The organism is Pseudomonas sp. NBRC 100443, assembly GCF_030268185.1.
Taxonomy (GTDB): domain Bacteria; phylum Pseudomonadota; class Gammaproteobacteria; order Pseudomonadales; family Pseudomonadaceae; genus Pseudomonas; species Pseudomonas citronellolis.
Genome location: NZ_BSQE01000011.1, coordinates 92,214 through 109,230, shown reverse-complemented (window position 1 = coordinate 109,230; position 17,017 = coordinate 92,214). Strand labels below are relative to the sequence as shown.

Here is a 17,017-nt window from a genome sequence, read left to right as displayed (position 1 = left end):
GTGGGAGGGTCACAGCACGCCGGTGGCTTCGGTCAGCAACCAGATGCCGACCACCAGCAGCATCGCGCCGACCGCCACCGTCAGTCCGAACTGACCCCAGGTGGCGCGGCCGGTGTGGATCTCCGCGTAGCGGGCGTAGGCGTGGTAGCACACACCCACGAACATCGAGGCGACCACCAGCAGCGCGATGAGCATCACGATGTCATAGCCGTAGTTGCGCAGCGTCTCGAGGATGCCGGAGCCGGCGCCCCGAGATGGGTTTTCCAGAGTAGGCAGGTCGGCCTGGGAGAAGGATGACAAGGCGGCAACTACGGACAGCCCTGACCAGCGACCAACACGGCTGAGACGCACACGAAGAAAGGGCCTCATGGCGACGACCTCTACGACAGCAGGAAGAAGGTCAGCACCAGATACAGGGCGATGATGCGCACCATGACGCCTGTAAGCTGACGTTGGGACAATTGGGCTTCGGCCCAGCCGCTGTAGGCGCCGCGGAGCGCCCAGGCGCTCCACAGCAGCAGCGTGGCGAAGACGGTGCACAGGAGTACTGTTGAGACACCTGACGGCGTGAGGCCGCTGTTGGCCTGGAATGCGCTGGCTTGGGCGGCGTTCATGGAGTGCCCCCTGTGTCCGCGGGTACAACGGTGGCCTGGCGGTAATCACCGAAGAGCTGGCTGGCATCGCGCGGCTGAGCGCGGGAGGGGGACAGATAACCGTGAATGCCGACGCGGATGCGCTCCAGATCGGCGTTCAGGCGGGCATAGTCGAAGTAGTAGCGAGCCCGCTCGTTGAGCGACTGCTCAGCCTGTGGTGCGACGAGTCGTTCAATGCTGTCGAGTTGGCGCAAAGCGGCAGTGAGGCGCTCTTGCTCTGGCATGGCATCGACCGCGCCGGCTTGCGCAGAAATTCCCAGACTGCTGAGGCTGAGCAGGAGTACCAGTAGCCTGTCGAAAGAACTCTGTTTGCTGACTGGAACGTAGGATTGCATCGACATTGGCCTATCCACGGTGGTGGAGGAATGGCGTGATGCTCTCCAGATGCGTGTCGTGTCGCCTCATTCAATCGGTATTGGTATCTGACCGGATTACGGAAACACTCTGTCTACGCGGGGCTAGTGTCGGTATGCCGTTGCGGCGACGTTCACAAGTATTTCTTGAAGCTACTGGCGGTGATGTTCGCCACCACAGCGAGTAGTATCGCGCATGGCAGTAGGATCAGCAGTGGGTGAACACTGATGGGGAGGGTGAGGTAAAGGATCCAGGGCATCACCGCAATGGGCATAAGTGCAGCCTTTGCACGGTGGTAGACGAAGCCAGACTCATGACCAGCGCCGAACTTGCGGATGTCGCGCCGTACCAACCCATCCACGAAACCGACGAAGGCTGCCATGACGAACAGCGGTAGCGTCAGGATCAGCACCAGTAATCGCACCAGGAAGGTGAGCACGGTGAATGCCGCGGCGATTAGATAGCCTTCCGTCCAGCGATAGACCTGACCCAGATAATAGCGGATGTCCCATGTGTTGCTCAGGCTTGGAGCGCGAGCGTGTGCCGAGGCGTGTTCTATCCATTCGAGCAGACCGGTTTTCACGAAGATCCACTCGTAGGCGCCATTGATGACCTGCTGTGCCGTGTGGCCTGGTTCCTGGACGAGCAGGCTGCGGGTGAACTGGCTGGACAACTGCGCCAACTCATAGTCCAGCATGCCCTGGGCGTGGTGCCAGCCTTGGTCAGGCCAGAAGCAGTACATACCCACGCATTCGATGACGATGGACAGCAGCAGCGACCCCATCAGTACGCCGAGCATGCGTAGCGGCAGGGTGATGGTATTGACGACCAGGCTCTGCTGTCTGACCTGTTGGCGTTGCGCGGTAGCGGCCGGGTCCCTCATGGCCGGGCCTCGTCGTTGCCCTTGCCGGCACTGGCTGAGGGAGAAACGCCTTCGAGCAGGTCATCAGGCAGTTGGCCCTCTTGAAGGCCTGGCAGCTCCTGGCCATTCCACCATTCGCCCGCTTCGGCATAGTGCTGTCGCATGTAGCCTGCGAGTTCCTGTAGGTCCGCCGGAATGGTCTCGTCCGGATCGGGGGCCGGTAGCGGCATGCGAATCTTCCACAACTGACCGCCTTGCAGAAGGGCGAACGCTTGGCCCTTCGGCAAGCTGACCAGATGCGCCGGCTCGATCAGGGGCACGCTCGAAGTGGTGACACGGTCCTGGGCGGTGGAAGTGAAGGCTGTCGAACCATGGATGTCGGAGCTGTCGGTAGCTCCGCTGACCAGGGTAGTGGTATGCACCTCGACCTTGGGCAACTGCTTGGTCAGCAATTCAGCGGTGGCGGTTTCCCTTACCCGCAGCATGATCAGGTTGTTGAAATTGCCGATCGTTTGGCCTGCTTTGGCACGGTTGCCAATGCGCGCCTCGATGTCCGAGAGTGTCTGGGTGTAGGCCGTGACTCGCAACCCGGCGCCGCCCCCCTTGTTGATCAGCGGAATGAACTCATCACCCATCAGTTCGTTGAACTCATCCGCGTGGACGTTGATCGGCAACGTACTGCTGCTACCTCCGCCTGGTAAGCCATCGTCGATGCCGAATTTGTAGATGTGCCCAGCTACCGACACCAGGTCGGCGAACATCGAGTTGCCGACGGCTGCGGCAACCTCCGCGTCAGAGAGCGCATCGAGGCCGACATAGACCACCGCGCGTTGGCGTACGATCTGCATCCAGTCGAAGATCGGCCTTGGGTCCGCGAGGTCGGCATAGTCTGGCGCAAGCAGTTGGGCGATCTTGCCGGTGGTCAGCTTCTCGAGGAGTGGTAGGAGGCTTGCAACAATCTTGTCGAAGTAGGTGCGGTCGTACCTGACTGCGCTACGCAGGCCGTCGAGCACGGAGTCATATACCCGGACCTGCGACAGGTACTGTTCCAGGGCGACCACGCGCTTCTCCCGGCCGATCATGTTGCGCGGGGTGTTCTTGTCGTTCAGCCGGCCCTCGATCTGGACGATGATCTCCCAGGCCTTGGGCTCGGTGCGGGCGAAATAGTGGGCAGCGTACTCGATGAACAGGGCATCGATGTTGACCACGTGCCGCTGGATCAGCAGGTAGTCGGGTCGTTGGCCCAACTCGACCAGCGCGCGGGCGATGATGTTGACAAAGCGCCAGGCAAACTCCCGGAATGCGGCCGAGTTGCCTTCACCCGAAAGCTGCCCGGCGATGCGGGTGGCCACTTCCGAAATGCGGCCAAAACGCCCCACGGCGTTATAGCGCGCCGAGAGGTTCGGCCTGCCGAGGTGGAACATGTAGAACTCACCTTCGCGGCCAGCGCGCTTGGCTTCCACGTACATCCGTTTGAGTAAGTCCCCATCGCCTTTGGGATCGAAGACGATCACCGGCTCGAACTCGCCGTCGGTATTGCGCCGGCGGATGTCCTGGGTGATGAGCAATTCGGCGAGTCTGGTCTTGCCGACGCGCGTCGAGCCCAACACCAGGGTCTGCCCGACACGTTCGGCCAGCGGCAGGCTGACGTCGGATTCGTGAGGTTCGATGCCGTGTAGCCGTGGCAGGCCGCCGACTGGAGGCAGCGGTCGCACGGGGTTGAAGGGGCTGTCCCAGCCCGTGAGCCTGGCTAGACAGGACACTGGGAAGGGCGCGAACTCCAGGCGCTCCTCCAGGTGACGGGCCAGGTTGTACGTCGCGGAGGGTTCGACGTAGCGGCGAAACTCCGGTCGGTAGGTTTGCATCAGCCGGTGGGTGTGGCGTTGCTCCCAGCGAAAGCCCCTACCGATGAACAGACGTTGCTGACTGACCGGCACTTCGCGGCTGGTCATGACGTAGCGTGGTAGGCGACGGAGATTGCGGCGATAACGGAGAATCACCAGCGCTTCGCATAGGCGGATGCTGCCGAACACCAAGAAAGCCAGCGCGCTACCCAGGCCCAGCGACGGGTTCAGCGCCAATGACCAGGGGGCCGCCAGACACAACGCGGCGGCACCTGCGCAAACCGCGACGGAATACAGCTCTACGGCTGGCCGCAGTAGCACCTCGATCGCATAGGCCTGCGCCATGGCGAATAGGTCACTGCTCGATCCCGGTCGAGGTGATCAAGGCCGGGTAGTGGCGTAGCCCCAGGCGTTGTGCCAGGTCGTCGCCGGGCGTCGGGGCCAGGTGGAGCTCTGGGGCCAGGGCTCGCAGCGCTGCCAGATCGGCGGGGCTCTGGACATTGACTACCAGCCCCACGGCGCCGAGTGCCTTCAGGCGGCCGGCATGCCGACGAAGCCAGGTGTGCGAGAGCTCGTCGTTGCCGATGATGAAAAGAGGCGGTAGCCCTGGGGCCTGGATCACTCGCCGTTCTACTGGACCTGGTGTCAGCAACGTCGACTGCACAGGCAGCATGTCGGCTTCGCTGAAAGAGTCAGTGGGTACGGGAGGCGCTTCGATTTCCTGCGCTGGTTCTTCCGGGCGTGATTGGAGATCCAGGGCCTCGTAGTAGGGGAGTGCAGAGGTGCCGCCGCGGTCTTCGACGACGATCAGAGACTTGGCTGTGTGATCGCCGTTTGAGGTAGTGGCGAGGGCAAGGAGGGTCGTAGCGAGCAAGAACTTCACGGCCGATCTCCATGGAGGGCCGAGGCGAGCTGGGCATCACCAAGTACCCGGGCCAGGTGCAGGCCGACGCTCTGCCGATAATGGGCGGCGGGTGCTCCGCCGGCGGGGCGGTGGTAGCGTCCGATCGTGATCAGCCAGTCCTGTCCTGGGGTGTGCTGCTCGCGCAGGATTTCGGCGGCGATGGCGAGGTTGCGGTACGGATCCAGAAGCTCGCAGGGATGCTGGTAGCGCTGTTGCTGGTGACCCAGGTTGATCTGGCCCAGGCCGGCATCGATGCGAGTTGGCGAGGTGTGTTGCAAGGCCTGCTGGAGCCCGGAGCAGGCTGCGGCCTGATGCGCATAGCGATAGGCCCTGCCAGCAATATTCAGCGTCCACGGCCAGGGCACCAGACGTTCGTTGAGCCAGGTACCGCTCTCCTGCAGGGCAATGGCATACAGCACGACGGAGGGGATGCCGGCCTGCTGTGCGGCGATCTGGTAAGCCGGCGGAGGTGTCTCCTGGGCTTGGGTGTCGGCAGTCAAAAGGCAGGCCAGAAGCACGCAGGTCGTCCATGGCGAACGTTCTATTGCCGCTGCCATTGTCCATTCACCTGGTGTAGTACGGCCGGTAGTTCACCGGGCTGACCGAGTAGCAACCAGCGACCGGCATCGTGGTTGAGGGTGATGTGGCGGGCGCGCACTTTGCTCGGATTGACGCCTACGCGCTGTGCCCAGGAGCGGATCTGAGCGTCGTCGGCATGGCTACCGACGAGGTAGATGTCGAACTCCATGCCTGCAGCCTGCAACTGGCGTACGACCTGATCGCAGGCCGGGCACTCGTCCTTGACGAACACGGCGGCTCGCTCATTGGTGGACGAGGCAATGGGCATAGTGCTGACGTCGAGTGGCATCACCCGTGACGCGGCCGGATATAGCTGTTGCCAGGCGTCGTCATAGGCGTGCTGGTAGGCGAGCAGCTTCTCGACCCAGCGAGCTTCGGCCTGGACCTGAAGTTCGGCATAGTGGCGCCGCTCTTCGTCGGAGCGCGCTTCGATGCCGAGAGCAGAGAGCGGATCCAGGTGAGGGGAGTAGACGCCCAGGGGACCACGCATCAGGGCCTGGAAACGTGCCCACTCGTCCGTGTTCAGTCCCCAGTCACGGGCCTGCTGCTCGCCGCTGGTCTCGGTCAGTGTTGGTCGTTCACGGCTGTCATGGGTGGGGGACGTCCGGCTATCCATACCCAGCACCAGTCCGCAGACCAGCAGGCCGGCAATCACCCGGGAAACGCTGTCCCAGTGGTTCATTGGGTGGGCTCGGTGGGGATCGGCAGGCGTCGGGTGTCGTCGCCATGTCGAAAGAGGGCGGTGCTGCCTTCGATGCCCTCCAGCCGCCAGCCCACTTCTTCCTCACCGGGATGCAGCAGCTGTAGTTGAGTGAGACTGTCGTTTGGCGTGTTGATCGGGAGCAGAAGAAGGAACTGCTCGCCAGCTCGTTGCTCGAGGCCAACTATCTGGAACGGCGCCTTGGACTTCCGTGGTTTGGCCGGAGCTGGCCGGTGGTGCTGGACTACGACTGGAGGCGTGGCGCGTTGTGCAGCCAGCTGTCCCTCCAACTGCTCAAGGCGGGCCTGCAATGGCAGCAGGCTTTCTGCTGCGGAGTGACCGTCGAGTGATTTCTCAAGGATTCTCAGCCGCTGTCCGAAGGCCTGGCTGTCTGCTTCGTAACGGGATAGGGAAAGAACATCCGACGGCGGTTGATACTCGTCGATCAGTTGGCTGAGGTGGGCTACTTGCTGATGCAACGCCTCGACCTGCTGTGCCGTAGCGCGCGTATTGAGCTGTGCAGCGAGTCGAGCCTGCGTCCTGTGTTCGATCCCCAGGACCGTGGTGAGCGACAACAGCCAGATGACCGCGATCATGTCCATCAGACGGAGGGGACGGCGCTGTTCTGGTCTTGGCAGGATCATGGTTGCGTCTCCATGGCTGATGCCGATGGAGCGCTGGGAGTTACTGGGGCAGCAGGTATTCCTGAGTGATTCGCGTGGGTGAAGCAGACGTGGCGGGTACTGTCGTCGGCATGCATCGACCAAGCAGGGCCGACCAGGGTCAGCAGCGCCTCGCGTAGGGGGAGAGGGCCCAGGTGATAGTGCGGTGCCGGCAACGGCAGGCTGTCCAAGAGGTGGGTTTCGCTCGTGTTGCAGAGCTGGTAGCCGGAGCGGAGCAATGCATGCCGTAGGCCGTCACCGACACTGGCATGCAGTGTGTCGGGGATGCTGAGGTCGACTACTTGCTGCAAGAGGTCCTGTTGTGCAGCCGTTGGTGCCAGTTCGACCAGGCTGTAGCGGCCATAGCGCTCGACCGGAATCTGCCGTGGTACTTGCTCTGTTGTTGCCACTGGTGCCGGCGCCGATGGCGGAGAAGAGGCGGAGCATCCCGACACCAGAGCGGCCAGTAGCAGAGCGCTACGGTAGATGTATTGCGTGGTGGACATGGGATGACTCCCGGCTGGGTCTAGCCGGGAGCATCACCATTCTGCGAAGAGCTATCTGCGAACAAGGGGAATCTCCATATTGCCGATTCCTGGGTGGTGGAAAGATGCCCTGGACATCTCAGGTCGCTGGAGCTGTTTCCGAGGTTTTGGGCTGACGCCGCCGCGCGTGATAGGCACGGACTCGCTCGCGCCACTCCCTGGACTGCTCGGGTGCCAGCTCCAGGTAGCGAAGTGGGCATGTGTAGTAGTAAGGGTGCATCGACTCGTCCAAGGGCTTGTAGCCCCACTCGTTGCCATGCCGCTGCAGCAGGTCGCAGCGGATGTAGCGGAGCGATTGCCCTGGCGCGAGATTCGGGGACACTCCTTCCACCTTGGCGGTCACTTCTATGACGGACCATAGGACGTTGCCACGCAGTGTGTGAGCGATGACCTTGGCGCTTGCGCGTTCGGTTTCCTGCGGTTCAACCAGTTCCGCGATCAGCTCGGATCGGGACTGGAGAGAGAAGAACCAACCCATGATGAGATCTCCAGTAAATGGCTGGAGACCGCCCCGAGGGACGGTGCCCCAGCGGGTGAGTTGATGCCGCTACTGCGGTGCGAATGGTGTTGCTGACGCTCAGGCCTTGAGCCGGCGCATGCCTTCGGCCAGCAGCCAAAGCGCGCGATTCAGGCGGACGTTCTGGTCGATGCCCTGGACTGGCCGGGTTCGTTGATGGCGGCCGTTGGCTGCACGACCGGAAAGACCGCCTTTGACGAGGTTTTCCTGGACCCGATTGAAGATCGACCAGAGGTCGGCATGCCGATCTTCGAGGCGCCTCGGTGCGAGCACCTGGTCCTCAGTGATCGGCTGCGGCTCGTTGGGATCGTCGTACTTGAGCGCCAGGGCGGAATGAGCGAACAGCGCTGCTTCACCCGCGTCGAGAGTAATGGCGCGCATGGCGTCACGAGAGTCCTGGACCTGTTCGAAGCCTTGCAAGACTTCGTACGCCCCTTCGATCACCTGCTGGGCGACATTGCCTTTGTGAGGCACTCGAACATCGGCCACGGTGTCGCCGTAGACCAGGCCGTTGTGGCAGACGAACCTGAACAGGCCGGCGAGCATCTGGTAGCTGCTGGTGCCGTCGTGCGAGTTCAGCAGGATGATTTCGTTGGCCTCGTCACCATTGATCTGGCTGGCATGGCGAAGACGCAGCATGTGCTTGGTGAATTGGCGGCGGTCTTCATGGCGCACTCGGGTCTGGCACACCATGAAGGGCTCGAAGCCCTCCTGGCGAAGTTCGGCGAGGATGGTAGCGGTCGGGATGTAGCTGTACCGATCGGACCGACTTTCGTGCGGTGTTTCCGCAAAGATGGAGGGGGCCACCGAGCGAATCTGATCATCCGAGAGCGGATGGTTCGCGCGCAGGATCGGGGACTGGGGTGCAAAGTGAGAGGCGAGTTGCATGATCGTTCTCCTGGAATAATGCGCAGTCGCCCACCGAGGCAGAACCTTGGGGGCGATTGCGAGGGATGACGGAGAGCCCAGGGTGTGGGCTGATTGCAGCGCAGGAGGTAGCCCGGGCATGCCACCGACACCGAGGTGTCGGGGCATGGGGGCAGGGGAGGAAAGCAGGCTTGGAAGGCCTGTGGCTTAGAACGAAGCCGCTAGTGCGGGGGCTTCAGGCGCCTGGGAGGGCGCGGCGGTTTGTGAGCCATCACTGTCTGTCGGGACAGAGTCGATCGTTTCGGTTTCAGGGGCGTCGGATTGAGAGGGATAGACTTGCTGCCCGTCGATCTTGATCAGGCTCACGTGGATCAGCTTTGACTTCAGGCTTGCGCCGACTTCACCGGCATGCTCGCCCTTGGTGCGGTTGTAGGCCTCGGCTCGCATGTCGTTGAGCTTGAAAGCGAGTAGCACCTTCTGCTTGGCTTCAACGGCCTGGACGCAGCGCTGGAGCAACTCCTGGGCGCTGTCGTCAGCAACGACGGTCTCGATGTAGCGATACTCGGGACTGTCAGTCGGGCCGGCCAATACCGCGAGGGAGCAGGACATGAGCGGGGCGCCGTCGTTCGACAGCATCCTGGGATTATTCAAATAGCCGATGCCGTTGGTGTGCAGCTCATGCTGCTCGATATCTCGCAGCACGCTGCGGTCCAGCAGTTCAGCCTTGAGCAAGCGGGCTTTCATGCTGGCCGCCGGTTCCCCCGATGAGGGACGGCGGAACGGGTCGAGCCATAAATCGCCGAGGCGAAAGCGAATCAACGGTCGTTGCTGGCGATCCTCGACACCGATGTAGGGTTGGACCAGTTTCTTGGCTTCGGCGCCGGAGACGCGCACATCGAAGTAGCGCAGGATGGGATCCCTGGCAGGCCCGACCAGTGCGGCGATGGTGCAGGCCAGGAATGGCTGGGCTTTACGGCCGCCCTTGAGGGGGACCTCGCGGACACGCTGAAGGTAGCCGATGCCGGAGGTGTGAATATCGAAGTACGACTTCTGCTCGGAAGCGGTGTTGTTCATGGCGAGTCTCCAATGCTTGAGGACAAGACGGCGGAGACACGCTGACCCTGGGCGGGGGCGTAACCCCGCGGCGGGTTGAGGACGGTCGGCATCCACCACCGGATGGTGGCTGTTCGCGTGAAGGATGCGATGCGAACGGGCTTGGTCACGCAGCTGTCGCTGCGCGGCAACCGGGAGGACCATGGTTGCCTGGCATGTCGCTGACGTCATCAGCGGAGCATGTGGTCAGCGTGATGTTGAATGGCTGTCGAGGCCAGGAAAAATCGGTAACCGTATCCGCCCACCTTCGTCAGTCGCTACCGTGGTTGGTGATTTTTTCTACCGCCAGGTCTAAGCCCCCGACGGTACTAGATTGGGTAGGTTGGAGTTCTGGCGTTGCTGAAGTCGCGGACTATGCTTGAGAACGATCTACCGGAGACATCGATGATGAGTAATGACTTACTGTTTCAATTCAAGCAAGAAGTGCTGGATGCTGGCCCGGAATCTACTCTTCCATGCAATTTGAGCGAAAACTGGCTCGGAAGGCTTTCTTGCAGCATTGAGCGTTATCTAGATCATGATGATGAGTCTGGAGTTTCTCTGGTATTGGGAGCGATCGTACATATTTTGATGGGGAAGAGTAGAGGGGGAGGGGTTAGTTACTCAGTTGATCAGATGTTTGATTGTTTCATGGATTATAGAATCGAGCTTGCGTTGGAGGAGATTCGGCGTAAGGCAGAGATTTTTATTGATCCAGCTACGCTGGAAAATATCTTCACGAACAGGGATGTTGAGGTTATTAAAAGTGCTATAGATAAGATTCGCCACTAGCTCCCGTGGGCGATTTTCGATGTGGGATGAAGGATGGCTCTATCTTAGGGGTATCCTATAACATTGAACTCCTATGTGTCAGGCAAAGCTAGGGGCGTGAAACACCGGATGTGCTCTTCTTGGTAAGAGTCGAGGGTGACTACTGCCATTTGTATGCAGGAATAAAGAGCCCGCTTGGTGCGGGCCTTGATTTTGGTTGGGCCTGTTCCTGAGGCTCTATTGGATGCTTGGTTTCTTGGAGGTTCAGCTAACTCCAAGAAATAGCCCAATAAGCAGGTTCTGCTGTTTTTCCATGGTTTCTTTTGAGAATACCTTTGGATCTGTAGACATTGCAGCCCATGCGTCGATGGAGGTTTGTCCAAACTTTCCATCGGCTAGATAGCCTTCTACTGCAGTAGACCAGGATGTGAGCTGAGCAAGGCATCTATCAAGTGGAGCGTTCAGGCATTCATGCTCGATTGATATCTCTGCTTTCAATAACTCCATCAAGGGGCGCCTAATGACTTTCTGATCAGATGTCATTGACGGCATGGTGGGAGCGTCCGGTCCGAAGTAAACTCCCAGCGTATTGCCTTCTAGATCCGGATCGCTGGAGAAATGAACCGGACTATCCATGTATTTCAGGGCCATTGTAATGACGGCGCCACTCTTGCTCATTACTGCCCATGTGCCCATATGGGGTGGAGGCTCTGGTAGTCTTGGTTTTTCATCGTTACGAGTTACAATGCTAATTCCACGCTCAGGGAGTGTGGTATCCATCTTGTAGACCTGTCTTCCAGATATCTCCCATCCTGCTTCGCTGAATAATCTCAGGAATTCTCCTGCCGCAATGCACGACGTTTCGCTCCAGGCTACACAACCGATCCGCAAGCTTGCCAGGCCTGTATGTTGTGGTATGCGTACAATATCGATGAGCTCTGCTCTACGCTCACTCGATAGATCGTAAGCTTGCACTGCTGGCTTAGGCGGTGGCGTGGGGATTACGGCATATACCGTGATGGCCAGGGCGATTATGCCTATGAAATAGCTTATCGTAGTTTGCTTTGTGGGTTGTGTTCCTTTGCTCCACTGTTTGCGCGAAGGAATGAGCAGCAATCTACGGAACTTATCCAGTGTCATAAGGTTCTCATAGTCATTTGTCAGTATTTTCTGGTTATTTTTGCCTGACAGATTATTGTAGCTTTAATTCAAGCGTAATCAAGGTTTGTCTTTTCTATAAAAAATTGAGGTAATGGCCCGTAGTAGATTTTCCAGCTGTGGGTCAGGGAAGAGCCAATCCCCCCTGCCGGAGATTGGTGGCAGGGATGAGCAACATGTTTTCGAACTTGGGCCTGTGAAGGAGTGTGTTCCCTGTTGGATGAATAGGGAACAGTTGTTTCACCAGCCGCTGTAGTGCAATAGCAATTCGACGATGACCTTACGGCGTTGCAGGTCCAGTCCACCAAGGTCGGCGAGCCCTTCGACATGGCAACGCTTGAGCATCGAGCCACCCTCATGGGCGTTGTAGAAGCTCACCATGGCGGCGAGGAATATCTTTTCACCACTGCTCAGGACGCCGAGCCCGCGTTTGATCCGTGCGAGATCAGGGCATAGATCCCATGGGCTTTGTGCGAGTTCTAGGGCTTCTCGGCTGCCATTACCGAACCACTGGGTTCCTGAGAGTTCTACCCCCCGTTTCCAGGCTTTGAAGAAAGCTACTGGAGCCAGTGACAGGTGTCGTTCCTCTTGGGCGAGCAGATCCAAAAGGTGATCGGGTAATGAGTGATTCATGAACTAGTCCCCTATGTTGGAGGGCTGCCAGCCGTGTTCTGTTTCCAGTGGATGGCTGGCGGTAGAGGTACTGGGCGGACTCCCATCTGACGATGTACCAGCACATAGCGGGTGCTCCTTCACTGGACGGTGCAACGCAGATCGGCTCGGCTGACATGGAGCAGGCCACGTTGCAGCCAGTGGGACCTTAGCTGTGAGGCATGGCGTCGACCGAAGTCTGACGACACATGCTTGGCAGCATCTAGGGTGGGAAGGCGGGTGTCAGTGGAAAACTGGAAGCCGGTGGGCGTCCGATTGAACGTGGCAGGCAGTGTTGGTACTGCTGGTGATCGCGAGGAAGAGGAACGCTCCCGAAGGAGCGTTCATGGCCGCGGTCAGGATTTCACCTCCAGCAGTTTCCCTTCGCTATCGAAGACCAGTCGAACTACTGCCTTGGCGAGCTTGGGCTGGGAGGCGAAGCGCAGCGCGCGAGGTAGTAGTGCTTTTACGACTTCACTGGGCACCTGTGAGCAGCCTACGGCGATGAAGGTCGACAGCGTCTCGTCATCCTCCACTTCGGCATCCTCGTCGTATCGATCATCGAAGACGTAGTCGGATACGAGTGGCGTCACGCAGTCGGCGCTCGGTGTCAGGTAGAGCGTATCGTCCTGGCGGAGTGCCTTCACCGGGTACTGGCCTGGCTCACCTTTCAAGCTGACGTTCAGCGCTTCGACCAGGACCAGTTCGAGGGCCTCGGCCAAAGGAGGCGTGTCCTCGCGATAGAGTATGGCGCCATGATGGACGCACACCTGATCAGATGTGGTGGTTCGGCGTACCTGCCGCAGCCAGTGCTGTTCATCGAGACGAGGTTCTTCCAGCAGGAAGGCTTGCCGCGCGGTGAGGTAGCTTTCCGCTGCCCACTCCTCGCGGCCATCGCTCTCGATGGACCAGACGCCTTTCTCCTCCAGCTCCAGGCGGGTCACGATCCCACTCAGCGGATGATGGTCCCAGAAGCGACGATAGCCAGGTGGCTCGCCCTCCCAGTTGCGGAACCATGCACGGGGCACGAAGGGGACGTCATTCAGCAGGTCCGCATTCGAGGATGACAGGCAGGTCTCGGCATACGACGACACGAAGTCGCTGCCCGACAGTTGCTCCTTGGCTTCGAACAGTGCCTGCCGGTAGGCGGCGTTGATGGCGTCCCGTATCCGCCGATTGTCCGTCTCTTCGTTGAGCAGGTGCTGGCGATCGGGCAGGCGAGCGATCATGTCATCGCGCAACAGTACGACCTGCTGCCTGGGATCTGTCGAGTAACGGCCGCCAAGGGGGAGCCCCTGAAGGAAGCAGCGCCACCGTGACGGAGGGGTGTCGAGGTTGAGTAGAACCTTACCCACGGCTGTTTCAAGCCAGGGCAAGGTGGGGTCGGCCAAGGGTCGAGGAAGGTCGACACCGTTGAACGAGATGGGCACGGGGAATGCCTCGCATAGACGCTCTAGCTGTGCCGCTGCCCATTGCGACAAGGTGAGCGTAGCCTGCGGTGATTGCACGCCCTCCAGCTGTATTTCACTACCGAGGCGCGGTATGGCGGGATGAACCTCGATGGCATCGCCGTGGATGATGGCTGCAGTGGCCGCGCGGAAGGCCTGGTCGCGCGAATGCACCGACAGGTATTCGGCGAAGTAGAGGGTCGACAGGACACCGAGGCCGAATGCGTTCTCCCGCTCTTTCAGCTCTTGGTCCCAACCGGACTCGGCGATGAAGATCAGGGTTTGCAGGTCGGCAATGCCGGTACCGTCGTCGCGCACGATGAGCGTGTTGTTGTCGACGATGACCTCGATGTGCTGAGCCTTGGCCCGGCGAGCGTTCTGCAGCAGCTCACCCAGCATGGAGGCCGGGGTGAAGGCATGTCGCAGGTTGGCGATCAACTGATGCTGGTTGGTCTTGAGACGAATCATGCTCATGGCGTAGCTCCTGTTTGAGGGCCCGAAGGGGCGTGAAAGAAGAGGCCCGTGGGGCAGCGCGAGGGCGCTGCGGATGATTGAGGCGCGGAAGTAGATGGCATCGACGCCGAGGGCTGGCGTATGTCCGCAAAGGCGATGCGGGCGGACGGCTGTGGTCACTACGGGACGTAGCGCAACCTTGAAGACCTTGGTTGCCGGGGACGCTGACGAGCAGCGATACCTGCGGCAAGACTGGGGAACCTGGTCTGGCGTGTCGTGGGATTATCGGAAGGTGGGCGTGTCCGGTTCCTGCCGGTCACTGGGCTGAGCCTTCAATTGGTTGCGTGAGCAGCAGGAGAAGGCCGCCGAAGGCTGTGCCTCCGGCGTTTGAGGAAGTCGCCACAGTGGGCTGGTTGAACGGTCTGGCTGTCGTCAAAGCCATCCGTTGTCGCAGCAATCGCACTCGGCCCGTGTCGTGGCTGGGGCCGATATCCTTCGGCACGCATCCGCGTACAAAAGGAACCCGTTGTTTCGCCGGTAGGCGCCGGCGCCGATTACCGTTCGACCCGGATGAGTCTCCTGGCAACTCGCTGGTAATTCGGCAAGGTGCCAGGGGACCCATCGCGGGCAACGGAAGAGACTGATCAGCTGAAGGGACGTTCCGCGATTCTCGGAGGAGTGACCTTCGCACCGCACAGAGACAGTTGCAGGCTGGCGGGGGCACACCATTGCGGAAGGGAAGGTGTGCTTGGGAGGTCCCACCGGGCCGGCGGGACGTCTGCCGCAGTGCCGAATAGTGGCACGACAGAGGGGTTCAGGAGGTCTTAGCGCGAGACCTTCGTACGTGGCGAGCCTTGTCCGGCTGTCGACGGCTCGATGGGGCGGGAACCCTTGCAGTCTGGGTAGCGACTGCATGACCAGAACGCGCCATTCTTGCCGGTGCGTTGGCGCATCGGTGCCTTGCACTGAGGGCAAGTGGGGGCTTTGGGTAGCAGGATGGCCAACGTGCTGTTGCGGTACTGCTGGACCAGTTGCCTCACCCATGAGGCCTGTCTGGAGATAAAGCTCTCCAGCGTCATCTGCCCGGTTTCGATCATATCCAGTGCCTGCTCCCAGAGCGCTGTAGTGCCAGGATCGGCAATCGCCGCAGGTACTGCATCGATGAGCGTGAAGGCGGCACCGGATGCGCGCACGGCACGACTTTTCTTCAGCAGGTAACCACGCCCGAGCAGGCCGTTGATGATGCTGGCACGCGTCGCCTCGGTGCCTATACCCGCAGTCTCCTTGAGCTTCTGCTTCAGGCGCGGATCGGTGACGAACTTGGCGACGCTCTTCATGGTCTTGACCAGTTCACCCTGGGTATAGGGCTTGGGCGGCTGTGTCTTCAAGCTCTTCAGGTCGACCTTGTTGACCTGGCAAGAAGTGCCAGCATGCAAAGGCGGCAGCACTTGGCGCTGTGCCGTTTCCTCGGTCTGCGCGTCCTCTTCCGAGGGCATTGCCAGCGCTTCGCGCCAACCCATTACGGCAACCTGTTTACCAACGGCAATCAGCTGTTGCCCAGCACAGGTCAGCCGTACCTCTGTGCGATCGAACTCGTGGTGCGGCAGAAACTGCGCGAGGTAATGCCCGCGGATCAGGCGGTAGACCGCGAGCTCCATTTCGCTCATGGCCGACAGATTGGCGGGCTTCTGCGTCGGAATGATGCCGTGGTGAGCGGTTACCTTGTTGTCGTCCCAGGCGCGAGATTTCTGTGCACTGTCCAGGTGGCCAAGCACTGACTGCAGGCCGGGATCGGTGGTGAGCAGGGCTGCAAAAACCGCTGGCGCTTCAGCGAGCATGTTTTCGGGCAGGTGGCCTGAGTCTGAGCGAGGGTAGGTCGTTGCCTTGTGCGTTTCGTACAGGGCCTGTGCGATATCCAGGGTCTCCTGGACACCCAGCCCCAACTGCTTGGAACACACCTCCTGAAGCGTCCCGAGGTCGAACGGCAGTGGTGGACCTTCGCGTACGCGCTCGGTCTCGGCCAACTCGACGGTCGCACTGCCAACTGTGCGAATGCGCTCGTAGGCCTGTTGTGCCGTTGTCGGCTGCAGGCAGCGGCCGGCTTTGTCCACCGTGCTATTGGGAGGCGTCCAGGTCGCGATGAAGCTCTTTCCGCCATGGGACAGCTCGACATCGATTGCCCAGTAGGGGACGGAGACAAAACACGCGATCTCACGGTCGCGATCCACCACCAGCTTTAGCGTTGGTGTCTGTACTCGGCCAACCGACAGCACACCGTCATACCCGACTTGCCGACCGAGCAGGGTGAACAGTCGGCTCAGATTCATGCCGATCAGCCAGTCCGCCCGGGCGCGGGCGAGCGCAGAGTAGTACAGCGGTAGAGTTTCGTTCGCTGGCTTGAGCGTACTCAGCGCCTTGCGGATGGAGGCATCGTTGAGGGCTGACAACCACAGCCGCTGGATGGGACCGCGGTAGTCACACAGCTCGATGAGCTCGCGGGCGATCATCTCGCCCTCACGGTCTGCGTCCGTGGCGATCACCAGTTCGGAGGCTTTGGCGAGGAATTGTTTGACGATCTTGAACTGCGCGGCGGTTGCCGGCTTGGGCTCGACACGCCATTGCTCAGGGATGATGGGGAGTTGGTCGAGCCTCCAGTGTTTGTACTGCTCACCGTAGCCTTCTGGCGGAACCGCCTCGACCAGGTGGCCGATGCACCAGGTGACGACGAGTCCGGTGCCGCTATAGCACCCAGCTCCGCGTTGCCTGGCGCCTAACACGCGGGCGATGTCCTTACCTTGGGAGGGCTTCTCGCACAGGAACACACGCATAAGTTCTCCAGGTCGCTGGCGATCATGGAATGACTGCCAGGGTTCCCGGATACGATGTACAGAGCAGCAAACTAGGCGGAGACAGTGAGCCCGCTTTCAGTAGAGAGAATGGCGAGTAGCTCGGTTGGC

General features: G+C 60.4%; 18 protein-coding genes. 1 reads left to right on the top strand and 17 read right to left on the bottom strand.

Annotation, left to right across the window (positions count from 1 at the left end):
- Window positions 1-9 precede the first annotated feature (9 nt).
- The 13 genes from QSJ95_RS16355 to QSJ95_RS16295 form a co-directional block, all read right to left on the bottom strand.
- On the bottom strand, window positions 10-369 hold the full coding sequence (locus tag QSJ95_RS16355) for a TIGR03745 family integrating conjugative element membrane protein (RefSeq protein ID WP_285643772.1): 360 nt from the start codon (window positions 367-369) through the stop codon (window positions 10-12).
- 11 nt (window positions 370-380) lie between these two features.
- Complete coding sequence (locus QSJ95_RS16350) at window positions 381-614, bottom strand: TIGR03758 family integrating conjugative element protein (protein WP_061561447.1); 234 nt, start codon at window positions 612-614, stop codon at window positions 381-383.
- The gene (locus QSJ95_RS16345) at window positions 611-994 is read right to left on the bottom strand and encodes an integrative conjugative element protein, RAQPRD family (protein WP_488428306.1); all 384 of its coding nucleotides are present in this window, start codon (window positions 992-994) and stop codon (window positions 611-613) included. Before QSJ95_RS16345 ends, QSJ95_RS16350 begins: the two co-directional genes overlap by 4 nt.
- A 146-nt stretch (window positions 995-1,140) precedes the next feature.
- On the bottom strand, window positions 1,141-1,890 hold the full coding sequence (locus QSJ95_RS16340) for a TIGR03747 family integrating conjugative element membrane protein (protein ID WP_285643768.1): 750 nt from the start codon (window positions 1,888-1,890) through the stop codon (window positions 1,141-1,143).
- Complete coding sequence (gene traD / locus QSJ95_RS16335; RefSeq protein ID WP_285643766.1) at window positions 1,887-4,058, bottom strand: type IV conjugative transfer system coupling protein TraD; 2,172 nt, start codon at window positions 4,056-4,058, stop codon at window positions 1,887-1,889. The genes QSJ95_RS16340 and traD overlap by 4 nt, the downstream gene beginning before the upstream one ends.
- Before the next feature lie 10 nt (window positions 4,059-4,068).
- Complete coding sequence (locus tag QSJ95_RS16330) at window positions 4,069-4,596, bottom strand: integrating conjugative element protein (protein WP_488428307.1); 528 nt, start codon at window positions 4,594-4,596, stop codon at window positions 4,069-4,071.
- Window positions 4,593-5,174 (bottom strand): lysozyme family protein, encoded by a 582-nt coding sequence (locus QSJ95_RS16325; RefSeq protein ID WP_285643764.1) that lies wholly within the window; start codon window positions 5,172-5,174, stop codon window positions 4,593-4,595. The genes QSJ95_RS16330 and QSJ95_RS16325 overlap by 4 nt, the downstream gene beginning before the upstream one ends.
- Window positions 5,159-5,878, bottom strand: coding sequence for a TIGR03759 family integrating conjugative element protein (locus QSJ95_RS16320; protein ID WP_488428308.1), 720 nt, complete (start codon window positions 5,876-5,878; stop codon window positions 5,159-5,161). The genes QSJ95_RS16325 and QSJ95_RS16320 overlap by 16 nt, the downstream gene beginning before the upstream one ends.
- The gene (locus QSJ95_RS16315) at window positions 5,875-6,540 is read right to left on the bottom strand and encodes a hypothetical protein (protein WP_285643762.1); all 666 of its coding nucleotides are present in this window, start codon (window positions 6,538-6,540) and stop codon (window positions 5,875-5,877) included. The genes QSJ95_RS16320 and QSJ95_RS16315 overlap by 4 nt, the downstream gene beginning before the upstream one ends.
- Window positions 6,537-7,064, bottom strand: a complete 528-nt coding sequence (pilL2, locus tag QSJ95_RS16310; RefSeq protein ID WP_285643760.1) for a PFGI-1 class ICE element type IV pilus protein PilL2 — start codon at window positions 7,062-7,064, stop codon at window positions 6,537-6,539. Before pilL2 ends, QSJ95_RS16315 begins: the two co-directional genes overlap by 4 nt.
- A 118-nt stretch (window positions 7,065-7,182) precedes the next feature.
- The gene (locus QSJ95_RS16305; protein ID WP_285643758.1) at window positions 7,183-7,581 is read right to left on the bottom strand and encodes a hypothetical protein; all 399 of its coding nucleotides are present in this window, start codon (window positions 7,579-7,581) and stop codon (window positions 7,183-7,185) included.
- A 99-nt stretch (window positions 7,582-7,680) separates the two neighbouring features.
- Window positions 7,681-8,508: a DUF932 domain-containing protein gene (locus QSJ95_RS16300; RefSeq protein ID WP_285643756.1), complete on the bottom strand. Its 828-nt coding sequence runs from the start codon at window positions 8,506-8,508 to the stop codon at window positions 7,681-7,683.
- Between the two features lie 186 nt (window positions 8,509-8,694).
- Complete coding sequence (locus QSJ95_RS16295) at window positions 8,695-9,561, bottom strand: DUF3577 domain-containing protein (RefSeq protein ID WP_285643755.1); 867 nt, start codon at window positions 9,559-9,561, stop codon at window positions 8,695-8,697.
- Window positions 9,562-9,984: 423 nt separating this feature from the next.
- Here QSJ95_RS16295 and QSJ95_RS16290 point away from each other — a divergent pair, with 423 nt between their 5' ends.
- Window positions 9,985-10,371, top strand: coding sequence for a hypothetical protein (locus tag QSJ95_RS16290; protein ID WP_285643753.1), 387 nt, complete (start codon window positions 9,985-9,987; stop codon window positions 10,369-10,371).
- 243 nt (window positions 10,372-10,614) lie between these two features.
- Here the strand turns inward: QSJ95_RS16290 and QSJ95_RS16285 are convergent, their stop codons facing one another.
- The 4 genes from QSJ95_RS16285 to QSJ95_RS16270 all read right to left on the bottom strand — a co-directional run bounded on the left by QSJ95_RS16285 (window position 10,615) and on the right by QSJ95_RS16270 (window position 16,888).
- On the bottom strand, window positions 10,615-11,490 hold the full coding sequence (locus QSJ95_RS16285; RefSeq protein ID WP_285643751.1) for a hypothetical protein: 876 nt from the start codon (window positions 11,488-11,490) through the stop codon (window positions 10,615-10,617).
- A gap of 258 nt (window positions 11,491-11,748) precedes the next feature.
- Entirely contained in the window at window positions 11,749-12,141 is a 393-nt protein-coding gene (locus QSJ95_RS16280; protein WP_285643749.1) for a hypothetical protein, read from the bottom strand.
- A 374-nt stretch (window positions 12,142-12,515) separates the two neighbouring features.
- A complete protein-coding gene (locus tag QSJ95_RS16275) occupies window positions 12,516-14,081 on the bottom strand; it encodes an ATP-binding protein (RefSeq protein WP_285643747.1) in 1,566 nt (521 codons plus the stop codon).
- An 803-nt stretch (window positions 14,082-14,884) separates the two neighbouring features.
- Entirely contained in the window at window positions 14,885-16,888 is a 2,004-nt protein-coding gene (locus QSJ95_RS16270) for a DNA topoisomerase III (RefSeq protein ID WP_285643745.1), read from the bottom strand.
- Window positions 16,889-17,017: the final 129 nt, after the last annotated feature.